Consider the following 19,011-nt stretch of genomic DNA (forward strand, 5'->3'; position numbering starts at 1 on the left):
GCATATAGGCGGCGGCGGTGGCGAAGTCACGCGGCCCAAAAGGCTGATCACCCATGCGCCCGCAAAGCCTCACGCCCCTCTTTGCCCAGGTGACATCGCTGCCCGGTATCGGGCCGCGCCTGGGGAAGCTCGTGGAACGGCTGACCGGCCCGCTGGTGGTGGATCTGCTGTGGCACCTGCCCTTTGCCGTGATCGACCGGCGCAACGCGCCCGAAATTGCCCGAGCGCAGGAAGGTGAGGTCGCCACGCTCACACTCGCGGTCGAGCAGCACCTCGTGCCGCGCACTCCCCGACAGCCCTACAGGGTTTGGTGCGCCGACCAGAGCGGCCGGCTTTGCCTCACCTTCTTCAATGGCCGGGAGGACTATCTGAAGAAGCTGCTGCCGACCGGCGAGACCCGCGTGGTGAGCGGCAGGGTCGAGACCTACCAGGGCGAGGTGCAAATGACGCACCCCGATCACATCGTGCCTCTCGACCAGCGCGACTCCATACTGCGCGTCGAGCCGGTCTACGGTCTGACCGCCGGCCTGACGCAGAGGGTCGTGCAGAAGGCGATCGAGACGGCGGTTGCGCGCGCGCCGGACCTGCCGGAATGGCAGGACCCCGCCTATCTTGCCGGCCAGCGATGGCCGGGATGGAAATCGGCTCTCGAACAGGCGCATGCGCCGACCGAAGCGGCCGATCTCTTGCCGCAGCACCCGGCGCGGGCGCGCCTGGCGTTCGACGAGCTCCTCGCAAGCCAGCTCGCGGTCGCGCTCGTGCGCCACCACAATCGAAGCCTGGCCGGGCGCTCGACGAAGGGCGACGGCCGCCTCCGGAAGCAGGTGCTGGCCTCCCTGCCCTTCGACCTGACGTCGAGCCAGAAGGCGGCGATCGCCGAGATCGCTGCCGATCTCGCCAAGCCCGAGCGTATGGTGCGGCTGCTGCAGGGGGATGTCGGCAGCGGCAAGACGCTGGTCGCGTTCCTCGCCATGCTGATCGCCGCCGAAGCGGGCGCACAGGCCGCGCTCATGGCGCCGACCGAGCTGCTGGCCCGCCAGCACCTGGCCACCATCGCGCCGCTTGCCGAAGCCGCCGGCGTGACCGTGGCACTGCTCACCGGCCGCGACGGCCAGCGTCTGAAGAAGGCGACGCGCGCGGCGCTGGCCGATGGCTCGGTCCAGCTCGTCGTCGGCACGCATGCCCTGGTGCAGGAAGACGTCGAGTTCGCGGACCTCGCCCTCGCGGTCGTCGACGAACAGCATCGCTTTGGCGTCCACCAGCGCATGGCGCTCTCCTCCAAAAGCCACGCCGTCGATCTACTGGTCATGACGGCAACGCCCATCCCGCGCACGCTCATGCTGGCGGCCTACGGCGACCTCGATGTCTCCAAGCTCACCGAGAAGCCGGCCGGCCGACAGCCGATCGACACACGAACGATCCCTCTGGAACGCATCGATGAAGTTGTCGACGCGGTCGGTCGCATGTTGGCAACTGAGGCACGGGTCTACTGGGTCTGCCCTTTGATCGAGGAATCCGAAGAGGTCGATCTCGCCAACGCCGAGGAGCGCTTTCGCGAGCTGCGCGCACGCTTTCCCGACAAGGTCGGGTTGATCCATGGCCGGATGAAAGGCCCCGAGCGCGAGGCGACCATGGCCGCTTTTGCCGACGGTCGCCTGTCAGTCCTCGTGGCGACCACCGTGATCGAGGTGGGTGTCGATGTTCCGGCGGCGACGGTCATGGTCATCGAGCATGCCGAGCGGTTTGGCCTCGCCCAGCTCCATCAACTGCGCGGGCGCGTCGGCCGCGGCCGCGCCAAGTCGACATGCCTGCTGCTCTACGCCCAGCCGCTCGGCGAGACCGCGAAGGCGCGGCTTGCCATCATGCGCGAAACCGAGGACGGCTTTCGCATCGCCGAGGAAGACTTGCGCCTGCGCGGCGCGGGCGAGCTGCTGGGGACGCGGCAGAGCGGCTTGCCCGACATGCGACTCGTCGATTTCCCCGCCCATGCCGACCTGCTCGAAGCGGCGCGCGACGACGCCCGGCTGGTGATCGACCGCGATCCCGACCTCGAGTCGCCGCGCGGCGAGGCGCTGCGCGCCCTGCTCTACCTCTTCCGCCGCGACGACGCGGTGCGCACGCTGCGAGCCGGCTAACCCTAACCGAGCTTGGAAACGTAGGTGCGCAGGGCATCATGGGCCGAGTCGACGGCCTTCTGCGCTTCAGTGTGCTGCTTGAGCAGCGCCTGTATCTCGTTTTCCTGCTGATCCAGCATACCGAGATAGCGCCGCTGCAGATCGCTGTTGGCCGGCACGCTGGCAAGATTTTGCCGGATCCGGGCCTGATCCTGTGTGATCCGCTGCTGCTGCGCCTCCATTTGGCCGAGCCGGCGCTGGGCATCGGCCACCCCCTGCTGAAGCTGCAGGATCTTGGTGAGTGCCTCGCGGGTCTTGTTGTCGAATTCCTGCGCCGAGGCCAGGACCTTGATCTGGTCCGTGGGTCCGTCGATCAGACGCACTACCTGCTGCTGGGTCTGCTCCTGCACGACGTCGAACACCTGCGTCTGCTCGCCGCCGGCCAGCTTGAACAGGAAACGGTAGTTGCCTTCGCTGATCTCCACGCCTTTGGGATCGGGCTTCATCAGCGTCCAGCCCGGCAGGCGCGGCTGCGTGACGATCAGGTCGCGGGTGGCTCGCGACGGCCCGCGGACGCGGTAGGTGGTCGTCTGGCGCTGCAGACGGCCATAGCGCAACACGCCGTCGGCGATGGTGCCGTTGGCGATCTGCTCGTTTCGCGCGGCATCGCGCTCGATCGTGATCTTGTCGTCGAGCGCATAGGGCAGCAGGCGTGTCTCGCCGACCGGCAGGCCTGGAAGCTGCGCGTCACCCATATAGGTGACGTCGTTGGCCTTGCCGCGCTGATAGATGGTGAGGATACCCGGCGGTAGTGCACTTTCACCGTCATTGTTGAGCCGAATGGCCGCCAGCGGATTGCGTGCAGCGGTCTCCGGCTGATAGAGCGCGACACGCTGACCGGCTACTTCGCGATCGAGGAACGGGATCGAGAGCGTGCGCCCGTTGTCGACGCTCACCGGCTTGGGAAACTTGAAGCTCACCTGCGTTGCCGCCTCTGTCGCCTCGAGCTGCTCGGAGCCGGCCGCGAGCTGCGGTATTGCCGCCGCCTTGGGTGCCTGCTGGCGATACCCTTGGCTCGGAGCAGGCGGCGGGGTGGGCGCGGCCGCAACCGCCACGCTCCCGCGATCGATGGTCGGCGTCAGCCGCCCCGCGACCTCGATCGGCACCTCGGGTCGGTTGGCGTAATAGGCCTCGTACAGCGCCTGATGGAAGGCGACCGGCCGGCCGGAAACGAGCGTCAACTCGACATCGTTCCAATCGCGGCCGCTCAGGTTCTCGAGCGTGGCCCAGCCCTGCAGGCTCGAGCGCGGTGTGCCCGCATCGGGCGGCAAGGTGAGCCGATACGATGCCTTCCAGACCGGCACGGCCACGATATAGGCGACCCGCACGTTGCGCTTGCCGTCCCCGCGGACCGAGAGATCGAGCGTCCGCGCGTCCCTTGTCCGATTGGCCTGCAGTGCCAGCAGGGCCTGGCCAACCTTGTCGCGCAACGCCGGATCGGTGAACTGCAGATTTTCCGCCTCTTCCAGCACGAACTGCTGCAGGCCGTGGTCGGTCAGCAGCGTCACCCGGGTGTGCCTGGCTGCGCTCTTGCCGTCGTTGGTGTCCGCCGTGCCGGTTTCCTCGACCGACACGATGCGGCCTGCCATCGCGCGACTGCCACCGATGGAGACCTCGGCCCCTTTGAGTGCGCCGAGCAACGCGGCCGGCGTCTCGAGCGACGTTTGATCGAACGGCAGGTCCTTGAAGACCTGTTTCAGGGGCTCGCGGCCCGGCAGGCTGAGTCCACCGACATTTCCCTTGTCGTCGTAGACGACGAGGCTTTTCAGCACATCGTCGACCTGGTCGAGCGGCACGGTGAGCCTGAGCTTCGCTTCGCCGTCGACCGCCGCCTCGTACTCGAAATAGCCCAAGCCACCGGAGGACAGCATCACCCTCTTCAGGGCGAGCTCCTGCGCCAAAGCAACCCCGGGCAACGCCAGAAGACCCAGAAGAGCGATGGCGGCCAGCAAGCGTCGCATGAAGTCTCCCCGCAACTCGGTCGCCGCAACGGTGGTCCGTGACTGTGACACAACCGCGGCAGGGCTGGGGAAAGTTTACGAAAGCGCGTCCTCGAGCGCCTCGAACGGCAGCAGCACGCATTCCTGCCGGGACTTGTGCTCGCGCACCGGCGCGAAGGCCGAGAACGGTTCCCGAGCCTCGCCCGCTTCGCGTCCGATCGCGCGCTCCGCATCGTGACGCAGGTCGGCAATGCCCGCCGCGTCGCGCCCGACAGCGACCGACGCCAAAGCGGATGCCGACGCCTGGCAGAGCAGACAGCCACGAACCTGATGGGCGATTTCGGCAATCTTGCCATGTCCGTCGAGCGCGATGTCGATGGTCACCCGATCACCACACAGGGGATTGTCGCGACGCGCCGACCTCGTGGGCGATGCCAGCCTGCCCGCGCCCTTCTTGGCCTTGGCAAGCGCCACGATCCGTTCCTGATAAAGCCGGTCGTTCATCGCAGGGTCTTGGCGGCATGCTTGACGCCGGCGAGCAGCGCATCGATGTCGTCGTTGTCGTTGTAGGGTGCCATCGACGCACGCGTCGTGCCGTCGAGATCGAACCGGTCCATCAGCGGCTGCGCACAGTGGTGGCCGGCGCGCACCGCGACGCCAAAGGCGTCGACGGTCTGCGCCACGTCGTGCGGATGGACACCGTCCAGCATGAACGAGACGACCGGATAGCGATTCTGCAAGCTTCCAGGTCCCAAAATCCGGGTGCCGTCGATCCCCTGCAGTCCGTCCATCAGCCGCTGCACCAATGCCATCTCGTGCTCGTGGGCCGCACTCCAGTCGAGCGCCGCCATCCATTTGCAGGCGGCACCGAGACCGATAGCGGGACCGATCGGCGGTGTTCCTGCCTCGAATCGGCGCGGCGGCGGCGCCCACGTCGTCTCGGCCAGCGTCACCCGGTCGATCATCGAGCCGCCGCCGTGAAATGGCGGCATTGCCTCCAGGACCTCGGGCCTCGCCCACAATACGCCGACACCATTCGGACCGTAGGCCTTGTGTCCGGCAAAGGCATAGAAATCGACGCCGAGGGCGGGCAGATCGAGCGGCCCGTGCGGCGCGCGCTGGGCCCCGTCGAGCATCACCCGGGCGCCCACGGTCTTCGCTGCCTCGACGACTGCCCGCACATCCACCAGCGCGCCCGTGACATTGGACACGTGCGCGAGCGAGACGAGCCTGGTCTGGTCGCTCAGCATTCTCGGCAGAGCCTCGAGATCGATACGGCCGTCGATCGTGACCGGCAACATGTCGAGCTCGATGCCGCTGCGCTGACGCAGGAGCTGCCATGGCACGATATTGGAATGGTGCTCGAGCTCCGAAAGCAGGATGCGGTCGCCGCGCTGCAGCAACTGGCCGTACGAATAGGCGACGAGATTGATCGCCGCAGTGCAGCCGCCGGTGAAGACGATTTCCAGCGGTTGCACGCCCAGGAACCTCGCCACCTCGATGCGCGCATTCTCGTACGCTTCTGTCGCGCGCTCCGCGAGGCGATGGACGCCGCGCAGGACATTGGCCCGGCTTGTCGTCTCGTATGTGCGCACCGCGTCCAGCACGGCGAGCGGCGCCTGCGCCGAGGCGCCATTGTCGAGATAGTGGACCGGCCGGCCATCGATGATTTCCGACAGGATCGGAAACTGGCGGCGGACGGCGGCGACATCGAAGCTCATGGGGAACCTTGGACCGCCCCTTCGGCTCTGAAGGCCGCCAGTGCCTCGGGCGTGTCGATATCGGTCAGAGCGGCTTCGCCCGGCATCTCGACCTCGCAGACGAGATCGGTATGCTCGCCGATCAGATGCTTGGCCCCGCTGTCGCCGGAGAGAGCCGCCATCTCGGCAAAGAAGCGACGGTCCCACAGCACCGGATTGCCGCGCTTGCCACGAACCGTCGGCACGCAGATCGACCGGCCTTCGACCGGATTGAAGGCGGCAATCAGCCGGTCGAGCAGTGCGATATCGACGGCGGGCATGTCGCCGAGCTGGATGACGGCCGCGTCGATGTCCTTGCCCAGTGCGCCAATGCCGGTTCGCACGGACGTGCTGATGCCTGCGGCGAAGTCGGGATTGGCAACGAAGCGCAGCCGAGCCCTGGACGGTATCGCCTGTTCGATCACGTCCCTCACCTCGTCGGCCATATGGCCCAGCACGACCACGACCTCGACCGCCTGCGAACTCAACGCCGCCTTGGCAGCGTGTACCACGAGCGGCTGGCCGTTGGCGTCGGCAAGAAGCTTGTTCGGGCCGCCCATCCGCGTCGAGCGGCCGGCAGCCAGGATCACTATGGCGACGCGTGGCGCCTGCTGCGGCCCCGCTTCCTCGCCGTCGCCCTCGTCGCGCGGCTGCGGGCGGGTCGAAATCTCTGCCAGCAGGCCGCCCGCGCCCATGCGAACGAGTTCCGCCCGCCCGATCGGCAGGCCGGCGGCAAGCCGCTCCAGAACCATGTCGAAGCCGTTGTACTTCGGCGACTTGGCGCAGCCGGGAAGGCCCAGAACCGGCTTGCCGTCGAGCTCGCCAGTGAGCAGCAGGTTGCCAGGATCCACCGGCAGGCCGAAATGGGTGACCCTGCCGCCGGCCCGCACGATTCCCGAAGGCACGACATCGTGACGGTCGACGATCGCAGACGCTCCGGCGATCAGAAAAAGGTCGCATCCCTCTTTCTCGAGTTCCGTCAGTGACGCGGCGATCGCCGCGGCGTCGTGACCGCAGCGGCGCTCACCCACCAGCGTGCTTCCGAGCGAGGTGAGTCGCTTGCCCGTCGTGCCGACCGCCTTGTCGAGGACCTTGTCACGCGTGCCGGGCAGCTTGGTCTGCACCAGGCCGGCCCGCATCGCCTTGAAGGGTACGACGGAAACCAGCCGCCGGTTCGCGGATTTCGCGAGCTCGACTGCGCGCGAAACTGCAGCACGCGGAGCACCGTAGGGAATGATCTTGACGGTGGCCACCATCTGCCGCGGCGTCACCCGCGCGAACGGCGGCAGCGTGGCGACCGTCACCGATTCGTCGAGCTCGTTCAGTGCGTCGATGCGTCCGGGATCGATGACCGCGAGTCCGGCTTCGCGGGCGAAGTGATTGCAGCGTCCGGTGAAGGGCGCGGTGACCTCGATCCCATCGCCGGCCAGCGCCCTGGCTACCGTCGCTGCGGCCTCGTCCTCATGGAGGTCATCGGGGTCGAGACGCGCCGCCACCACACTCGCAGCGCCGGCTGCCTTGAGCTTGGTGACATCGTCGGCGGAAAGGACGCGTCCCTTGGCGAAGTTGATGCCGTTGGCACGCCAGCTATGCGCCAGGATGGCGCCGCCCGCCTCATCGATCGGGGTGTCGCCGAACCTCATGCCGCCGCCACCTTGGGGGTGGCGAGCGCCGCGAGGCGTCGCGCGCGCACTTCTATGATCTGCGCCAGGATCGAGACCGCGATCTCCGCCGGCGACCTGGCGCCGATATTGAGTCCGACGGGCCCGTTGATGCGGGCGAACTGCTCGTCCGTGATGCCCGCCTCGGCCAGGCGTTCCTTGCGCCTGGCGTGCGTGCGCTTGCTGCCGAGCGCGCCAATATAGAACACATCCGACTTGAGCGCCGCCTCGAGCGCCGGATCATCGAGCTTGGGATCGTGCGTGAGCGTCACCACCGCCGTCGAGACATCGAGGCCCATCCTCTCAAAGGCTTCGTCGGCCCATTCCTGCATCACCCTCACGCCGGGAAAGCGCGCGTCGGTCGCGAAGGCGCGGCGCGGATCGACCACGGTTACGTCGAAGTCCATCAGAGACGCCATCGGCGCCAGCGATTGGGCGATGTGGACCGCCCCGACGATGATGAGCCGCGCCGGCGGAACGTAGACATTCAGGAAAATCTTCTGGCCGGAAAGATCGACGGTCTCGCTGCGGCCGATCTCCATGGCGCGCCGCGCTGCCGACACGAGCGTGGTGTCGTCCGCCAGGTCACCCTTGGCGCGATCTGGATAGACCAGCGTCTCGGCGGCATCGCTCAACCGCGTCGCCAGAACGACCGCGCGGCGGTTGGCGCGCGCTTCCTGCAGTGCCCTCAGGGTCTCGCTCTTCATCGCTCAGCTGACCTTCTCGACGAACACCTGCACCTTGCCGCCGCAGGCGAGGCCCACGTCCCAGGCTTGCTCGTCCGTGACGCCGAAATCCAGGAGTCGCGGCTGGCCATCGGCGATCGAGGCCAAGGCTTCCTTGACCACGGCGCCCTCTATGCAGCCGCCGGAGACCGACCCCACCATGGCGCCCGTGTCGTCGACCGCTAGCTGGCTGCCGACGGGGCGCGGTGAGGAGCCCCAGGTCGTGATCACGGTGGCGACGGCCACGCCCTTGCCCGACGCTTTCCATTTGCCGACCTGATCCAATACTTCCAGCGCGTCGCTCATCGTCTACTCCTTGCGCAGTTCCGTCCGCCAGCTCGAGAGCCGGCTGTCCGCAGCATGGCCCCGTACATCCAGCGCTGCGATCAACCCGGCTAGGCTCTCGAGATTGTGCACCGGCCGGAATTCGTCGACATGCGGCAGCATCGCCTTGTTGCCCTGAGATTTGGGTTCGTAGCCGCCATATCTCAAGAGCGGGTTGAGCCAGATGAGGCGGCTGCAGGATTTGTGCAGGCGCTCCATCTCCTCCGCCAGGCCGGCCGCACCCTCGCGGTCGAGCCCGTCGGTGATCAACAATACCACCGCGCCCTGGCCCAGCACGCGTCGCGACCAGCGATTGTTGAACTCGTGCAGCGCCTGGCCGATGCGCGTGCCGCCGGACCAATCCTCGACCTGTGCCGACGCCTTTTGCAGCGCGATGTCGACGTCGCGATTGCGCAAGGCACGTGTCACGTTCGAGAGCCTCGTGCCGAAGGTGAAGCAGAAAACCCTGTCGCGATCATTGGTGATAGCGTGCATGAAATGCAGGAACATCCGCGTGTAGCGCGCCATCGATCCGGAGATATCGCACAGGATCACGAGCGGCGGCGGGCGCCGTCGTGGTTCGCGGCGACGCAGCTCGATCAGCCCTTCCGGCCTCAGAGCGCGCCGCAGCGACGCCCGGAAGTCGACCCGCGGTCCGCGCCGGGCCGGCCGATGGCGGCGCGTGCGCCGCTCCGGCACCGGCAGTCGCAGCCGCGAGATGGCGCGCAAGGCCTCGTCGATTTCGGCCTGGGTCATCTGCTCGAAATCGCGGTGCTGCAGCACCTCTCGGTCCGAGACGGTGAACGTCGCCTCGACTTCGACTTCCGGCGGTTCGTCTCCCTTGTCTTGCCGCGATTCGCCATGGCCCGGCTGCAACGCTTCCTGGAGCCGGCGGCTAAGCTGCTTTCGCTTGTCCTCCTCGCCCGGCACACCGACCTGCGGCAGAAGCATCTCCATCATCTTCTCCAGAAGACGTGGATTGCGCCAGTAGACGTGAAACGCCTGGTCGAAGATCTCGCGCTGATCGCGCCGGTTCACGAACACCGAATGCAGCGTCCAGTAGAAGTCGTCGCGGCTCCTCAGTCCTGCCGCTTCCACCGCCTCGATCGCCCGTAGCACCTGGCCCGGTCCGACGCGCAGTCCCGCCGTGCGCAAGGTCCGCGCGAAATGCACGATGTTGGTGGCAAGCTTGTCGCCGCCTGCGCGGCCATTCCGTCCCGGTTCCGCTGCAGAAGGCGGCAGCGCGTCCATCATTCCTGCCCAACGAAGTCAGGGAGGGGTCGCCGTCTTACGGCGATGGTGGAGTCATGGATCGGCCGTACAAAGGGAACACGACCCCTCCGTCCACCACGCGGACACCTCCCCTCGCAACCGAGGAGAGGAAGAGAAGCTCCCTTCGACCCAATCATCGAACTAGCCCAGCGGCTGGGCGGCGATATCGGCCTTCACCTTGCGAAGGATATCGGCCGCTTCCGAGCCCTGCAGGCGCTGGATATCGTCCTGATACTTCAGGAGTACGCCCAGCGTGTCGTTGATCATCTTGGGGTCGAGATCGAGCGCGTTGAGCTCGGAGAGCGCCGTGGCCCAGTCGATCGATTCGGCGACACCCGGCGACTTGAACAGATCGAGCTTGCGCAGCTCCTGGACAAAGCCCACGACCTGGCGCGACAGCCGCTCGCTGGCACCCGGCGCCTTTACCTTGAGGATCTCGAGTTCACGCTGGAGGTCGGGATAGTCGACCCAGTGATAGAAACAGCGCCGCTTCAATGCGTCGTGAATCTCGCGGGTGCGATTGGAGGTGATGACGACGATCGGCGTCTGCGCCGCCTTGATCGTCCCGAGTTCGGGAATCGTCACCTGGAAGTCGGACAGCACCTCGAGCAGATAGGCCTCGAACGGCTCGTCCGTGCGGTCGAGCTCGTCGATCAAGAGGATGGGCGCGCCTTCGGCATGTGGTTGCAGCGCCTCGAGCAGTGGCCGGCGAATCAGGAAACGCTCGTTGAAGATGTCGGACTCGAGCTCGCTGCGATCGTGCACACCCTGCGCCTCGGCAAGTCGGATCTCGATCATCTGGCGCGAGTAGTTCCATTCGTAGACCGCCGACGAGACATCGAGGCCCTCATAGCACTGCAGGCGAATCAGCGGCCGCTTCAGGGTCGCGGCCAGCACCTTGGCAATCTCGGTCTTGCCCACGCCCGCCTCACCCTCGCAGAACAGCGGGCGGCCGAGCTTCAGGGCCAGGTAGAGGACGGTGGCGAGGCTGCGGTCGGCGATATAGTCGCCGGCTTTCAAGAGCTCGACAGTAGCGTCGATTGACGCCGGCACAGGCGAAGGCATGGAACTCCCAGAAACGCTCGGGGTGACGCGAAACAGTGAGTGTAGCGGATGAGGCGACGCGCCGGTATGGTGGGAATCGCCTGCGAATTCAAGCGGTTGAGAGGTAACCATGGCCGACGGGTTGTTCAAGGGACGAAGCGCGGTTGTCACAGGCGGCGCGCGCGGCATCGGGCTCGCCTGCGCCGCCCGGATCGTCGCCGGCGACGGCCGTGTGGCACTATGGGACCGCGACCTGCAGCGCGCCCAGCGCTCCGCCAAGGAACTGAAGGAGGCGATCGCTGTCGAGGTCGATGTCACCGACGACGCCTCGATCGACAAGGCGCTGGCGACCACCGAACGTCAGCTTGCCGCTCCGGATATTTTGATCGCGAGTGCAGGAATTACCGGCCCCAACACGACAGTGGTGCAATATCCGATCGACGCCTGGCGCCAGGTGATCGATATCAACTTGACCGGCGTCTTCCTCTGCAACCGCGCGCTGGCGCCCGGCATGGTCAGGCGCGGTTGGGGGCGCATTGTCAATATTGCCTCGGTCGCCGGCAAGGAGGGCAATCCCAACGCTTCGGCCTACTCGGCATCGAAGGCCGGCGTGATCGGTCTGACGAAATCGCTGGGCAAGGAGCTTGCGACGTCGGGAGTGCTGGTGAACTGCGTGGCACCGGCAGTGATCAAGACGGAGCTGTTCAGCCAGATGACCGAACAGCACATCCAGTACATGCTGTCGAAGATTCCTATGAACCGGTTCGGCGAGGTCGAGGAAGTGGCCGAGCTCGTGTCCTGGCTCGCCTCGCCGCTCTGCACATTCAGCACGGCGTCGGTGTTCGATCTCTCCGGCGGCCGTGCAACCTATTGATCCGGGAGCAGCGCACGATGTCCGATCTCCACGATCTCACGCTCAGCGAACTTGCCGAAGGCCTCGACGCAGGCCGGTTCTCCTCACGCGACATCGTCGATGCGCTGGTCGCGCGCATCGACAAGGCTGATGGCAAGCTCCATGCCTTCACCGAGGTCTACGGCAAGGAGGCCAAGGCGCTCGCCGACGCAGCGGACGCGGCACGCCGTTCCGGGTTTCCGCACGGACCTCTGCATGGGCTGCCGATCGCCTACAAGGATCTCTGCGACATCGCCGGCCGCGTCGGCACGGGCGGCTCGAAGATGTTCGCCTCGCGCCAGCCGACCGAGACGTCGAACACGGTCGAACGTCTCACCGCGGCCGGCATGATCCCGCTCGGCAAGCTGCACATGGTCGAGTTCGCCTTCGGCGCCTGGGGCACCAATCCGCTGATGGGCGCGCCCTGGAATCCGTGGGATCTCGAGACGCATCGTGTACCGGGAGGCTCGTCGAGCGGCACGGGTGTCGCGGTTGCCGCGCGCCTGGCGCCAGCCGGCATCGGCAGCGATACCGGCGGCTCAGTGCGCGTTCCTTCCGCCTTCAACGGGCTCGTAGGCCTCAAGGTCACGTTCGGCCGCATCGGGCTTTCCGGAACGATGCTCCTGAGCTGGACCCTCGATTCGATCGGACCGCTGGCGCGCTCGGTCGAGGACTGCGCGCTGTTGCTCAATGCGCTCGCGGCGCCTGATCCGCGCGACCCGACGACCCTCGACCAGCCTCTCGAGGATTTTACCCTCGCCACCAGGCCCGCTTCGATCAAGGGAATGCGGGTTGCGTTGCCCGACGCCGCGCAGCTTCCCGACTTTGTGAAGCCCGATGTGGCGAAAGCCTGGCAAGCGGCCGCAAGGACATTTGAAACGCTCGGCGCGACCGTCGAAACGGCCCGGCTGCCGGACTGGTACCTCGACTTGGCGCGCCCGGTCGGCACCATCATCGCATCCGAGGCCTATGCACTCCATCGCGCGTATATCGGAGACATGAGCAAGCCCATCGGCCCCGCCGTGCGCGCTCGCATCCTCGCGGCAAAGGAGCTGGGACCGGGCGCCTACGCGGAGGAGGTCCGCATCATGGCCGAGCAGCGGCGCGCTTTCGCCGACTGGTTCCGACGGTTCGATGCCGTCCTGCTGCCAACGGTCGCGGTCTCGGCGATCCCGGTGGCTGAAGTCAATGAAGCGTCACCCGTTGCCGCCTACCTGACACGGCCTGCGAACTACCTCGGCCTCTGCAGTCTCGCCATGCCCTCGGGCTGGTCGAACGGTTTGCCGATTGGCATCCAGATCGTGGGCAAGCCCTATGCCGAGCGGGACGTGCTTCGTCTGGGCAAAGCCTTCCAGGACGCGACCGACTTCCACCGACGGGCGCCGGACCTCTCCGCGCTCGGCCTTTAGCGCTGCGGCATGCCTTGCGGGATCACGGTCGCCACGATCGAGGCATCGAGCGCCTCGTATTGATGGTAGCCGATCGTCTCGTACAGCTCGGCACGCGTCTGCATCTGGTCGAGCATTCTCTGGGTGCCGCCGTCGCGCCGGATCGCGGCATAGAGCTTCGCCTGGGCCTTGTTGGCCACGCGGAAGGCGGAGACCGGCCAGATCACCATCTTGTACCCCATGGCCTCGAACTCGCTCGCAGTGAAGAAAGGCGTGCGGCCAAACTCGGTCATGTTGGCAAGGAGTTTCACGCCCGGCAGCGCCCTCGCAAAGGCACGGAACATCTCGGCACTGGTGAGCGCTTCGGGAAAGATCGAGTCCGCCCCGGCCTCCAGGTAGCGGCGGGCTCGCGCCACCGCGCCGTCGATACCTTCGCTGGCGGCGGCATCGGTGCGGGCGATGACGACGAGATCACGCCGCGCCTTGGCCGCGGCCGCGACCTTGGCCGCCATGTCGCTCGGATCGGCGAGCCTCTTGTCGTTGAGATGGCCGCATTTCTTGGGCAGAAGCTGGTCCTCGATATGGACCGCGGCAGCGCCCGCTTCCTCGAACGCGCGCACCATGTGCATGACGTTCAGAGCCTCGCCGTAACCCGTGTCGCCATCGACCAGTACGGGCAAACCGCTGGCGCGGGCGACCTGCCGGATGAAGAAGCAGACTTCGTCCATCGTGATGACGCCGAGATCGGGCAAACCCATGGAGGCCGACATGGCGCCACCGGAAAGGTACAGCGCCTCGAAGCCCTCCGCCTTGGCCTGCAGCGCCGCAAGGCCATTGTGCGTGCCTGGCATCTGCAGGATGCCGGGGCGCTCCAGCAGCGCGCGCAGTCGCGTCCCGGCGGACGAGGGCGGCAATTCGGCCGAAACAAGATAGGGCATCGTCTTTTCCTTCAAGGAAGCTTGCAGGAGACCATGTCGGCCAAGATCGGATGGCCTGGCACAAACTCCGATTTGTAAGTCGGATGTTTGCCGGGCGTGCAGCCGGCGGGCAGCTTGCTCTTGTCGACCTCGACGCGGATGAAGTCCTCGGGATCGTAGGTCGTGATGGTGAGCGTCTTCACGGGTCGTGGAAGTGCCACGCGGATCACGTAGACCAGATTGCGCGGTTTCCCCGATGCCTTCGGCGGCTCGGATCCGGACATTGCCGCTTCCTTGTCCCCAGCACTGCGGTCCCAGTCGGGCGGCGTGAATGTCGCGGGATCCTCGACACGCGCATCAAAGCGCTCGGCCTTGTTAAGCCGGAAGTCCTTCCCGCCGGTGTTGAGCCAGGTCATGAAACCTGCCTGCTCGAGCGCCTGCAGCGTGTCGGCCGTAAGGCGCCGGACCTCGGCCGGCGCAATGGTCCCGTCCTTGTTCTCGTCGATGACGGCGATCTCGTTCTCGCTCGAGGCCGGATCGAATCGCCACTCGAGCTCGAGTTCGGTATAGTTGCCTTCGTCGACGACCGGTTTCACCCGCTGCAACAGCCAGATGTGAGGATGAGCCGAGGCGACGGCCGGCGCGAGGAAAGTCGCCAGGACCAGCAGGAGCGCTGCCGGCCTCATTTCGGCAACTCGCGCGGCTTTCCGTCGGCATCGATGGCGACGAACACGAAAGTGCCGTGGGTTACCCGGATTTCCGCCGCGTCATGGCGGCGCTGGACCATGGTTTCCAGGTCGATCGTGATGGAAGTGCGGCCGATCCGCGCCACCTTGCCGTAAATCGACACCATGTCTCCCACCTTGATCGGCTGCACGAAGGTCATGGCCGTGATGGCCACCGTAGCCACCCGGCCCTTGGCGGCACGCGCGGCCATGGCGCCGCCCGCCACGTCCATCTGCGACAGCACCCAGCCGCCGAAAATATCGCCGTTGCCGTTCATGTCGGCCGGCTGCGGCACGGTCCTGACGATTGGATCGCGCGGATTGTCGGACATTAAATTCTGCCGGATGTTGTTGCTTTCCCGCGGTTTTCCTACCATATCCATATCGAAGCGGTCACCCTGCGAACCCCTCGCGCGACCGACAAGAAGCAGGCATGGCGAAAAACGGCGATCTGTTCGAGCGGTCGGGCAGCGGCAAGCGCGGCGCGACGAACAAGGACTCCTCCTATACCGCACGCGACATCGAGGTGCTGGAAGGGCTCGAGCCTGTCCGCAAGCGCCCGGGAATGTACATTGGTGGCACCGATGAGCGTGCACTACATCATCTCGTCGCCGAAGTGCTCGACAATGCGATGGATGAAGCCGTCGCGGGCCATGCCGACACGATCTATCTGGAGCTGCTCGCCGGCAACAAGGTCCTGATCCGCGACAACGGGCGTGGCATTCCGGTCGACCCCCATCCCAAGTTCAAGAACAGATCAGCGCTCGAGATCATCCTCACCACCCTGCACTCGGGCGGCAAGTTCAACAGCAAGGTCTATGCGACGTCCGGTGGCCTGCATGGCGTAGGCGTGTCCGTGGTCAATGCCCTGTCCGACGAACTCATTGTCGAAGTCGCACGTGATCGCCAGTCCTGGACGCAAAGCTTTTCGCGCGGCAAACCGACCTCCAAGCTGAAATCCAACGGCGCGGCGCCGAACCGACGCGGCACGACGGTGGTCTTCCATCCCGATCCCGAGATCTTCGGCAAGCAGGTCTTCGTCCCGGAGCGACTTTACCGCATGGCGCGCTCCAAGTCGTACCTGTTCCGCGGCGTCGAGATCCGCTGGAAGTGCGACAAGAGCCTGCTGAAGCCCGGTGCGGTCCCGGAAGAGGAATCATTCCACTTCGCGGGAGGTCTCAAGGACTACCTGATCTCGGAGATCGGCGAACGGCCGACCGTTGTGCCGCAGCCGTTTGCCGGAGAGGCCAGAAGCGAGACCAACGGTACGGCCGGCGGCAAGGTCGAATGGGCCGTCTGGTGGCCGAACGACGAAGAGGGCTTCGTCCGCTCCTACTGCAACACCGTGCCGACCTCGGACGGCGGGACGCACGAATCGGGTTTTCGCGGCGCCCTGGTGCGCGCCCTCAAGCGTTACGCGGACCTCACGGGCAACCGCAAGGGATCGATCATCACGGCTGACGACGTGATGGATGGCGCTGCAGGCCTCGTCTCGGTCTTCATCGAGCAGCCGCAATTCCAGGGTCAGACCAAGGAGAAACTGGTCAGCGTCGAGGCGGCGAAGTTGGTCGAGACCATCGTCGGCGACAATTTCGAGCATTGGCTCACGGGCGACAAGGAAGTCGGCAACGTCCTGCTCGAGCATGTGATCGCTAGGGCGGAAGAACGCGTGCGGCGCAAGCAGGACCGCGAGCAGCAGCGCAAGACCGCGACGCGCAAGCTCCGGCTTCCCGGCAAGCTTGCCGACTGCAGCAACACCGCTGCCGAGGGCACCGAGATCTTCCTGGTCGAGGGCGATTCGGCAGGCGGCTCGGCCAAGGCGGCGCGCAATCGGGAGACGCAGGCGATCCTGCCGCTGCGTGGCAAGATCCTGAACGTCGCGAGCGCCAGTGCCGACAAGCTGCGTGACAACCAGGAAGTTCAGGACCTGATCCAGGCGCTGGGGTGCGGCACGGGCGCGAACTACAACGATGATCGCCTGCGCTATGAGCGGGTCATCATCATGACCGACGCCGATGTCGACGGCGCGCACATCGCATCGCTTCTGATGACTTTCTTCTATCGCGAGATGCCGAAGCTGATCGAGAACGGCCATCTCTTCCTCGCCCAGCCACCACTCTATCGTCTCAGCAAGGGCGGCCGAACCGAGTATGCTCGCGACGAGGCGCACAAGGACGAGCTGATGCGCGACGTCTTCGGCGGCGGCAAGATCGAGATCACCCGCTTCAAGGGCTTGGGCGAGATGCAGTCGGCGCATTTGCGTGAGACCACCATGGATGCGGGCAAGCGAATCCTGCTCAAGGTCGACATACCGACCGCGGCCGACGCCGAACAGCGGCGCGAGGCCATGCGCACCGCGTCGCTGGTCGAGGACCTGATGGGGCGCAAGCCGGAAAAGCGCTTCGCCTTCATCCAGGAGAATGCCAAGTTCGCCCGCGATCTGGACGTGTAATGCCTTACGCCAGGCTGATATTTCACGCGCGACAATGTGACGTGCTGGAAGATGGGCCTTTGTCCTATCCTCGTCCGGAAAACTGCCACGGAGAACGCTTCCATGCACGCGATCTGGAAAGTCGTGACGGCAATGGCCGCCGCGGCGGCCGTTCCCCTTCCGGTCCACGCCGCGACGCTCGGTGGGCCGGACTACGCCACGCAGTATGACTACCGCGAGTTCTACACCGCGACGGACAACAAACCGTTCCGCGTCGTGTTGCTCGGCAATCCGTTCCCCAACATGCCGATGGCCAATGTCGCGCAGCGTCTCCTGCCGGTGATGCAGGTGGCCAAGCCGCCGCCGCGCCTGACCTTCACCTACGACGCGCCAGTCGACCAGCCGCGGCCGGACTACCGGTTGATGCTGGTGTTCAATCCCACGAACGACCTCAGCGCCGACGCGGTCTGTAACGGCGCCAAGCGCTTCCGGCCCGGAAAACCCGGCCAAGTCTACGTTTTCGGGGTCTACTGCCGCAACGATCTGGCCTTGTCGCAGGTGAGCGGATGGACCGACGCCACAGCGCCGGACGATCCGGCCATGCTCGACCTGATGAAGAGCCTGTTTTCGGTGCTGTTCGATCCCGCGCCCGGTCTGCTGCCGCAGCACGGCCTGCAGCAATTCCGCTAGGGCGGCGCTCCACAGGCATCTCTGCTAACCAGACGACATGGCCGTCTGGTACGCGCTCGCCGATCTCTTGCTTTCGCGCCTCGATGCTGAGACTTCGCATCGCCTCGCCATTCGCGGGCTGAAGACCGGCTGGCTGCCGCGGGATCGCCATTCCGACCCTTCCTCGCTGGCGGTCGAGGTCTGGGGCCGTCACGTGCCTAATCCGATCGGGCTGGCGGCCGGGTTCGACAAGAATGCCGACGTCGCCGATGCGGCGTTGGCCATGGGGTTTGGCCTGGTCGAGATCGGCAGCGTCACACCCAGACCCCAGGCTGGCAATCCGCGGCCGCGCGTCTTCCGCCTTCCCCAAGATCGTGGCGTCATCAACCGCATGGGCTTTCCCGGAGAAGGCCTGGACGTGGTCCTGGCGAGACTGCAACGGCGGCGACGTGCAGGCTTCGTCGGCGTGAATGTCGGCGCCAACAAGGACAGCGTCGACCGGGCCGCCGACTATGCGGCCTGCAGCAAGGCGTTGGCGCCCTATGCCGACTACCTCGTCTGCAACGTCTCCTCACCGAATACGCCTGGCCTCCGAACTCTGCAGGGACGCGTTCAGCTTGCCGACCTGCTGCAGCGGGTGCAGGACGCGATCGTCCGGCGGCCGGTGCCGCTGGTCGTCAAGATCGCGCCGGACGCGAGCGACGCGGATCTCGACGACATCGTGGCGGTCTGCCGCGAGCGCAGGATCGACGGCATCATCGTCGGCAATACGACCCTGTCGCGACCACCGTCCCTCACCTCGGCCAAACGCGGCGAGGCAGGGGGACTGTCGGGCGCGCCGCTGACGGCCTTGTCGACGGATGTGCTGCGGCGCACGGCGCGACGGGTCGAGGACCAATTCCCCCTGATCGGCTGCGGCGGCGTCGGCTCGGGCGCCGATGCCTATGCCAAGATCCGCGCCGGCGCCACATTGGTGCAGCTCTATTCGGCGCTCGTGTTCGAGGGACCGCCGCTGGTCCGCCGCATCAAGGACGAGCTCGCAGCGCTGCTGGCGCGTGACGGCTTCTCGTCGATTTCGCAGGCCGTCGGCACCGATCTGTAGGAGACTGC

At 66.1% G+C, this 19,011-nt stretch carries 17 protein-coding genes; 6 read left to right on the plus strand and 11 right to left on the minus strand.

Translation table 11 applies throughout. The features are described from left to right. Window positions 1-53 precede the first annotated feature (53 nt). Window positions 54-2,135 (plus strand): ATP-dependent DNA helicase RecG, encoded by a 2,082-nt coding sequence (recG, locus tag VH499_RS02730; protein WP_332051148.1) that lies wholly within the window; start codon window positions 54-56, stop codon window positions 2,133-2,135. Window positions 2,136-2,137: 2 nt separating this feature from the next. Here recG and VH499_RS02735 read toward each other — a convergent pair whose 3' ends face one another. The 8 genes from VH499_RS02735 to VH499_RS02770 all read right to left on the minus strand — a co-directional run bounded on the left by VH499_RS02735 (window position 2,138) and on the right by VH499_RS02770 (window position 10,900). Next, window positions 2,138-4,135, minus strand: coding sequence for a DUF4139 domain-containing protein (locus VH499_RS02735; RefSeq protein ID WP_332051149.1), 1,998 nt, complete (start codon window positions 4,133-4,135; stop codon window positions 2,138-2,140). Between the two features lie 75 nt (window positions 4,136-4,210). Further along, window positions 4,211-4,618 carry an iron-sulfur cluster assembly scaffold protein gene (locus tag VH499_RS02740; RefSeq protein WP_332051150.1) on the minus strand — a complete coding sequence of 136 codons (408 nt, stop codon included), beginning with the start codon at window positions 4,616-4,618 and terminating at the stop codon, window positions 4,211-4,213. Continuing rightward, entirely contained in the window at window positions 4,615-5,835 is a 1,221-nt protein-coding gene (locus VH499_RS02745) for a SufS family cysteine desulfurase (protein ID WP_332051151.1), read from the minus strand. Before VH499_RS02745 ends, VH499_RS02740 begins: the two co-directional genes overlap by 4 nt. Then, window positions 5,832-7,496: a molybdopterin-binding/glycosyltransferase family 2 protein gene (locus tag VH499_RS02750; RefSeq protein ID WP_332051152.1), complete on the minus strand. Its 1,665-nt coding sequence runs from the start codon at window positions 7,494-7,496 to the stop codon at window positions 5,832-5,834. The genes VH499_RS02745 and VH499_RS02750 overlap by 4 nt, the downstream gene beginning before the upstream one ends. Then, window positions 7,493-8,221 carry an XdhC family protein gene (locus VH499_RS02755; RefSeq protein ID WP_332051153.1) on the minus strand — a complete coding sequence of 243 codons (729 nt, stop codon included), beginning with the start codon at window positions 8,219-8,221 and terminating at the stop codon, window positions 7,493-7,495. Before VH499_RS02755 ends, VH499_RS02750 begins: the two co-directional genes overlap by 4 nt. A gap of 3 nt (window positions 8,222-8,224) precedes the next feature. After that, on the minus strand, window positions 8,225-8,545 hold the full coding sequence (locus VH499_RS02760) for an XdhC family protein (RefSeq protein ID WP_332051154.1): 321 nt from the start codon (window positions 8,543-8,545) through the stop codon (window positions 8,225-8,227). 3 nt (window positions 8,546-8,548) lie between these two features. Further along, window positions 8,549-9,814 (minus strand): VWA domain-containing protein, encoded by a 1,266-nt coding sequence (locus VH499_RS02765; RefSeq protein WP_332051155.1) that lies wholly within the window; start codon window positions 9,812-9,814, stop codon window positions 8,549-8,551. Window positions 9,815-9,976: 162 nt separating this feature from the next. Then, entirely contained in the window at window positions 9,977-10,900 is a 924-nt protein-coding gene (locus VH499_RS02770) for a MoxR family ATPase (protein WP_332051156.1), read from the minus strand. Between the two features lie 109 nt (window positions 10,901-11,009). Here VH499_RS02770 and VH499_RS02775 point away from each other — a divergent pair, with 109 nt between their 5' ends. Both VH499_RS02775 and VH499_RS02780 read left to right on the plus strand, forming a co-directional pair. Then, window positions 11,010-11,753 (plus strand): SDR family NAD(P)-dependent oxidoreductase, encoded by a 744-nt coding sequence (locus tag VH499_RS02775; RefSeq protein ID WP_332051157.1) that lies wholly within the window; start codon window positions 11,010-11,012, stop codon window positions 11,751-11,753. 17 nt (window positions 11,754-11,770) lie between these two features. Further along, complete coding sequence (locus VH499_RS02780; RefSeq protein WP_332051158.1) at window positions 11,771-13,180, plus strand: amidase; 1,410 nt, start codon at window positions 11,771-11,773, stop codon at window positions 13,178-13,180. On the opposite strand, the gene prpB is transcribed toward VH499_RS02780, so the two are convergent. From prpB to VH499_RS02795, 3 genes are read right to left on the minus strand one after another with little or no spacing between them, the layout of a single operon-like run. Further along, complete coding sequence (gene prpB, locus VH499_RS02785) at window positions 13,177-14,097, minus strand: methylisocitrate lyase (RefSeq protein ID WP_332051159.1); 921 nt, start codon at window positions 14,095-14,097, stop codon at window positions 13,177-13,179. The two genes, VH499_RS02780 and prpB, sit on opposite strands and share 4 nt — an antisense overlap. Before the next feature lie 11 nt (window positions 14,098-14,108). Continuing rightward, on the minus strand, window positions 14,109-14,762 hold the full coding sequence (locus tag VH499_RS02790; protein ID WP_332051160.1) for a DUF1007 family protein: 654 nt from the start codon (window positions 14,760-14,762) through the stop codon (window positions 14,109-14,111). Continuing rightward, window positions 14,759-15,097, minus strand: a complete 339-nt coding sequence (locus VH499_RS02795) for an acyl-CoA thioesterase (RefSeq protein WP_332051161.1) — start codon at window positions 15,095-15,097, stop codon at window positions 14,759-14,761. Before VH499_RS02795 ends, VH499_RS02790 begins: the two co-directional genes overlap by 4 nt. 137 nt (window positions 15,098-15,234) lie before the next feature. On the opposite strand from VH499_RS02795, the gene parE reads away from it, so the two are divergent. The 3 genes from parE (at window position 15,235) to VH499_RS02810 (ending at window position 19,003) form a co-directional block, all read left to right on the plus strand. After that, on the plus strand, window positions 15,235-17,253 hold the full coding sequence (gene parE, locus VH499_RS02800) for a DNA topoisomerase IV subunit B (protein WP_332051162.1): 2,019 nt from the start codon (window positions 15,235-15,237) through the stop codon (window positions 17,251-17,253). A 102-nt stretch (window positions 17,254-17,355) separates the two neighbouring features. Next, window positions 17,356-17,922, plus strand: coding sequence for a hypothetical protein (locus VH499_RS02805; protein ID WP_332051163.1), 567 nt, complete (start codon window positions 17,356-17,358; stop codon window positions 17,920-17,922). Window positions 17,923-17,959: 37 nt separating this feature from the next. Next, window positions 17,960-19,003 carry a quinone-dependent dihydroorotate dehydrogenase gene (locus VH499_RS02810; RefSeq protein ID WP_332051164.1) on the plus strand — a complete coding sequence of 348 codons (1,044 nt, stop codon included), beginning with the start codon at window positions 17,960-17,962 and terminating at the stop codon, window positions 19,001-19,003. The last annotated feature ends 8 nt before the right edge of the window (window positions 19,004-19,011 follow it).

The organism is Reyranella sp., assembly GCF_036558665.1.
In the GTDB taxonomy this organism is placed as follows: Bacteria; Pseudomonadota; Alphaproteobacteria; order Reyranellales; family Reyranellaceae; genus Reyranella.

Bases quoted from the DNA above. Each gene is read 5' to 3' on its own strand.
- VH499_RS02735 (WP_332051149.1), bottom strand. From the start codon at position 4,135: ATGCGACGCTTGCTGGCCGCCATCGCTCTTCTGGGTCTTCTGGCGTTG.
- VH499_RS02745 (WP_332051151.1), bottom strand. From the start codon at position 5,835: ATGAGCTTCGATGTCGCCGCCGTCCGCCGCCAGTTTCCGATCCTGTCG.
- VH499_RS02775 (WP_332051157.1), top strand. From the start codon at position 11,010: ATGGCCGACGGGTTGTTCAAGGGACGAAGCGCGGTTGTCACAGGCGGC.
- VH499_RS02790 (WP_332051160.1), bottom strand. From the start codon at position 14,762: ATGAGGCCGGCAGCGCTCCTGCTGGTCCTGGCGACTTTCCTCGCGCCG.
- parE (WP_332051162.1), top strand. From the start codon at position 15,235: ATGGCGAAAAACGGCGATCTGTTCGAGCGGTCGGGCAGCGGCAAGCGC.
- recG (WP_332051148.1), top strand. From the start codon at position 54: ATGCGCCCGCAAAGCCTCACGCCCCTCTTTGCCCAGGTGACATCGCTG.
- VH499_RS02755 (WP_332051153.1), bottom strand. From the start codon at position 8,221: ATGAAGAGCGAGACCCTGAGGGCACTGCAGGAAGCGCGCGCCAACCGC.
- prpB (WP_332051159.1), bottom strand. From the start codon at position 14,097: ATGCCCTATCTTGTTTCGGCCGAATTGCCGCCCTCGTCCGCCGGGACG.
- VH499_RS02765 (WP_332051155.1), bottom strand. From the start codon at position 9,814: ATGGACGCGCTGCCGCCTTCTGCAGCGGAACCGGGACGGAATGGCCGC.
- VH499_RS02740 (WP_332051150.1), bottom strand. From the start codon at position 4,618: ATGAACGACCGGCTTTATCAGGAACGGATCGTGGCGCTTGCCAAGGCC.
- VH499_RS02770 (WP_332051156.1), bottom strand. From the start codon at position 10,900: ATGCCTTCGCCTGTGCCGGCGTCAATCGACGCTACTGTCGAGCTCTTG.
- VH499_RS02805 (WP_332051163.1), top strand. From the start codon at position 17,356: ATGCACGCGATCTGGAAAGTCGTGACGGCAATGGCCGCCGCGGCGGCC.
- VH499_RS02760 (WP_332051154.1), bottom strand. From the start codon at position 8,545: ATGAGCGACGCGCTGGAAGTATTGGATCAGGTCGGCAAATGGAAAGCG.
- VH499_RS02750 (WP_332051152.1), bottom strand. From the start codon at position 7,496: ATGAGGTTCGGCGACACCCCGATCGATGAGGCGGGCGGCGCCATCCTG.
- VH499_RS02780 (WP_332051158.1), top strand. From the start codon at position 11,771: ATGTCCGATCTCCACGATCTCACGCTCAGCGAACTTGCCGAAGGCCTC.
- VH499_RS02810 (WP_332051164.1), top strand. From the start codon at position 17,960: ATGGCCGTCTGGTACGCGCTCGCCGATCTCTTGCTTTCGCGCCTCGAT.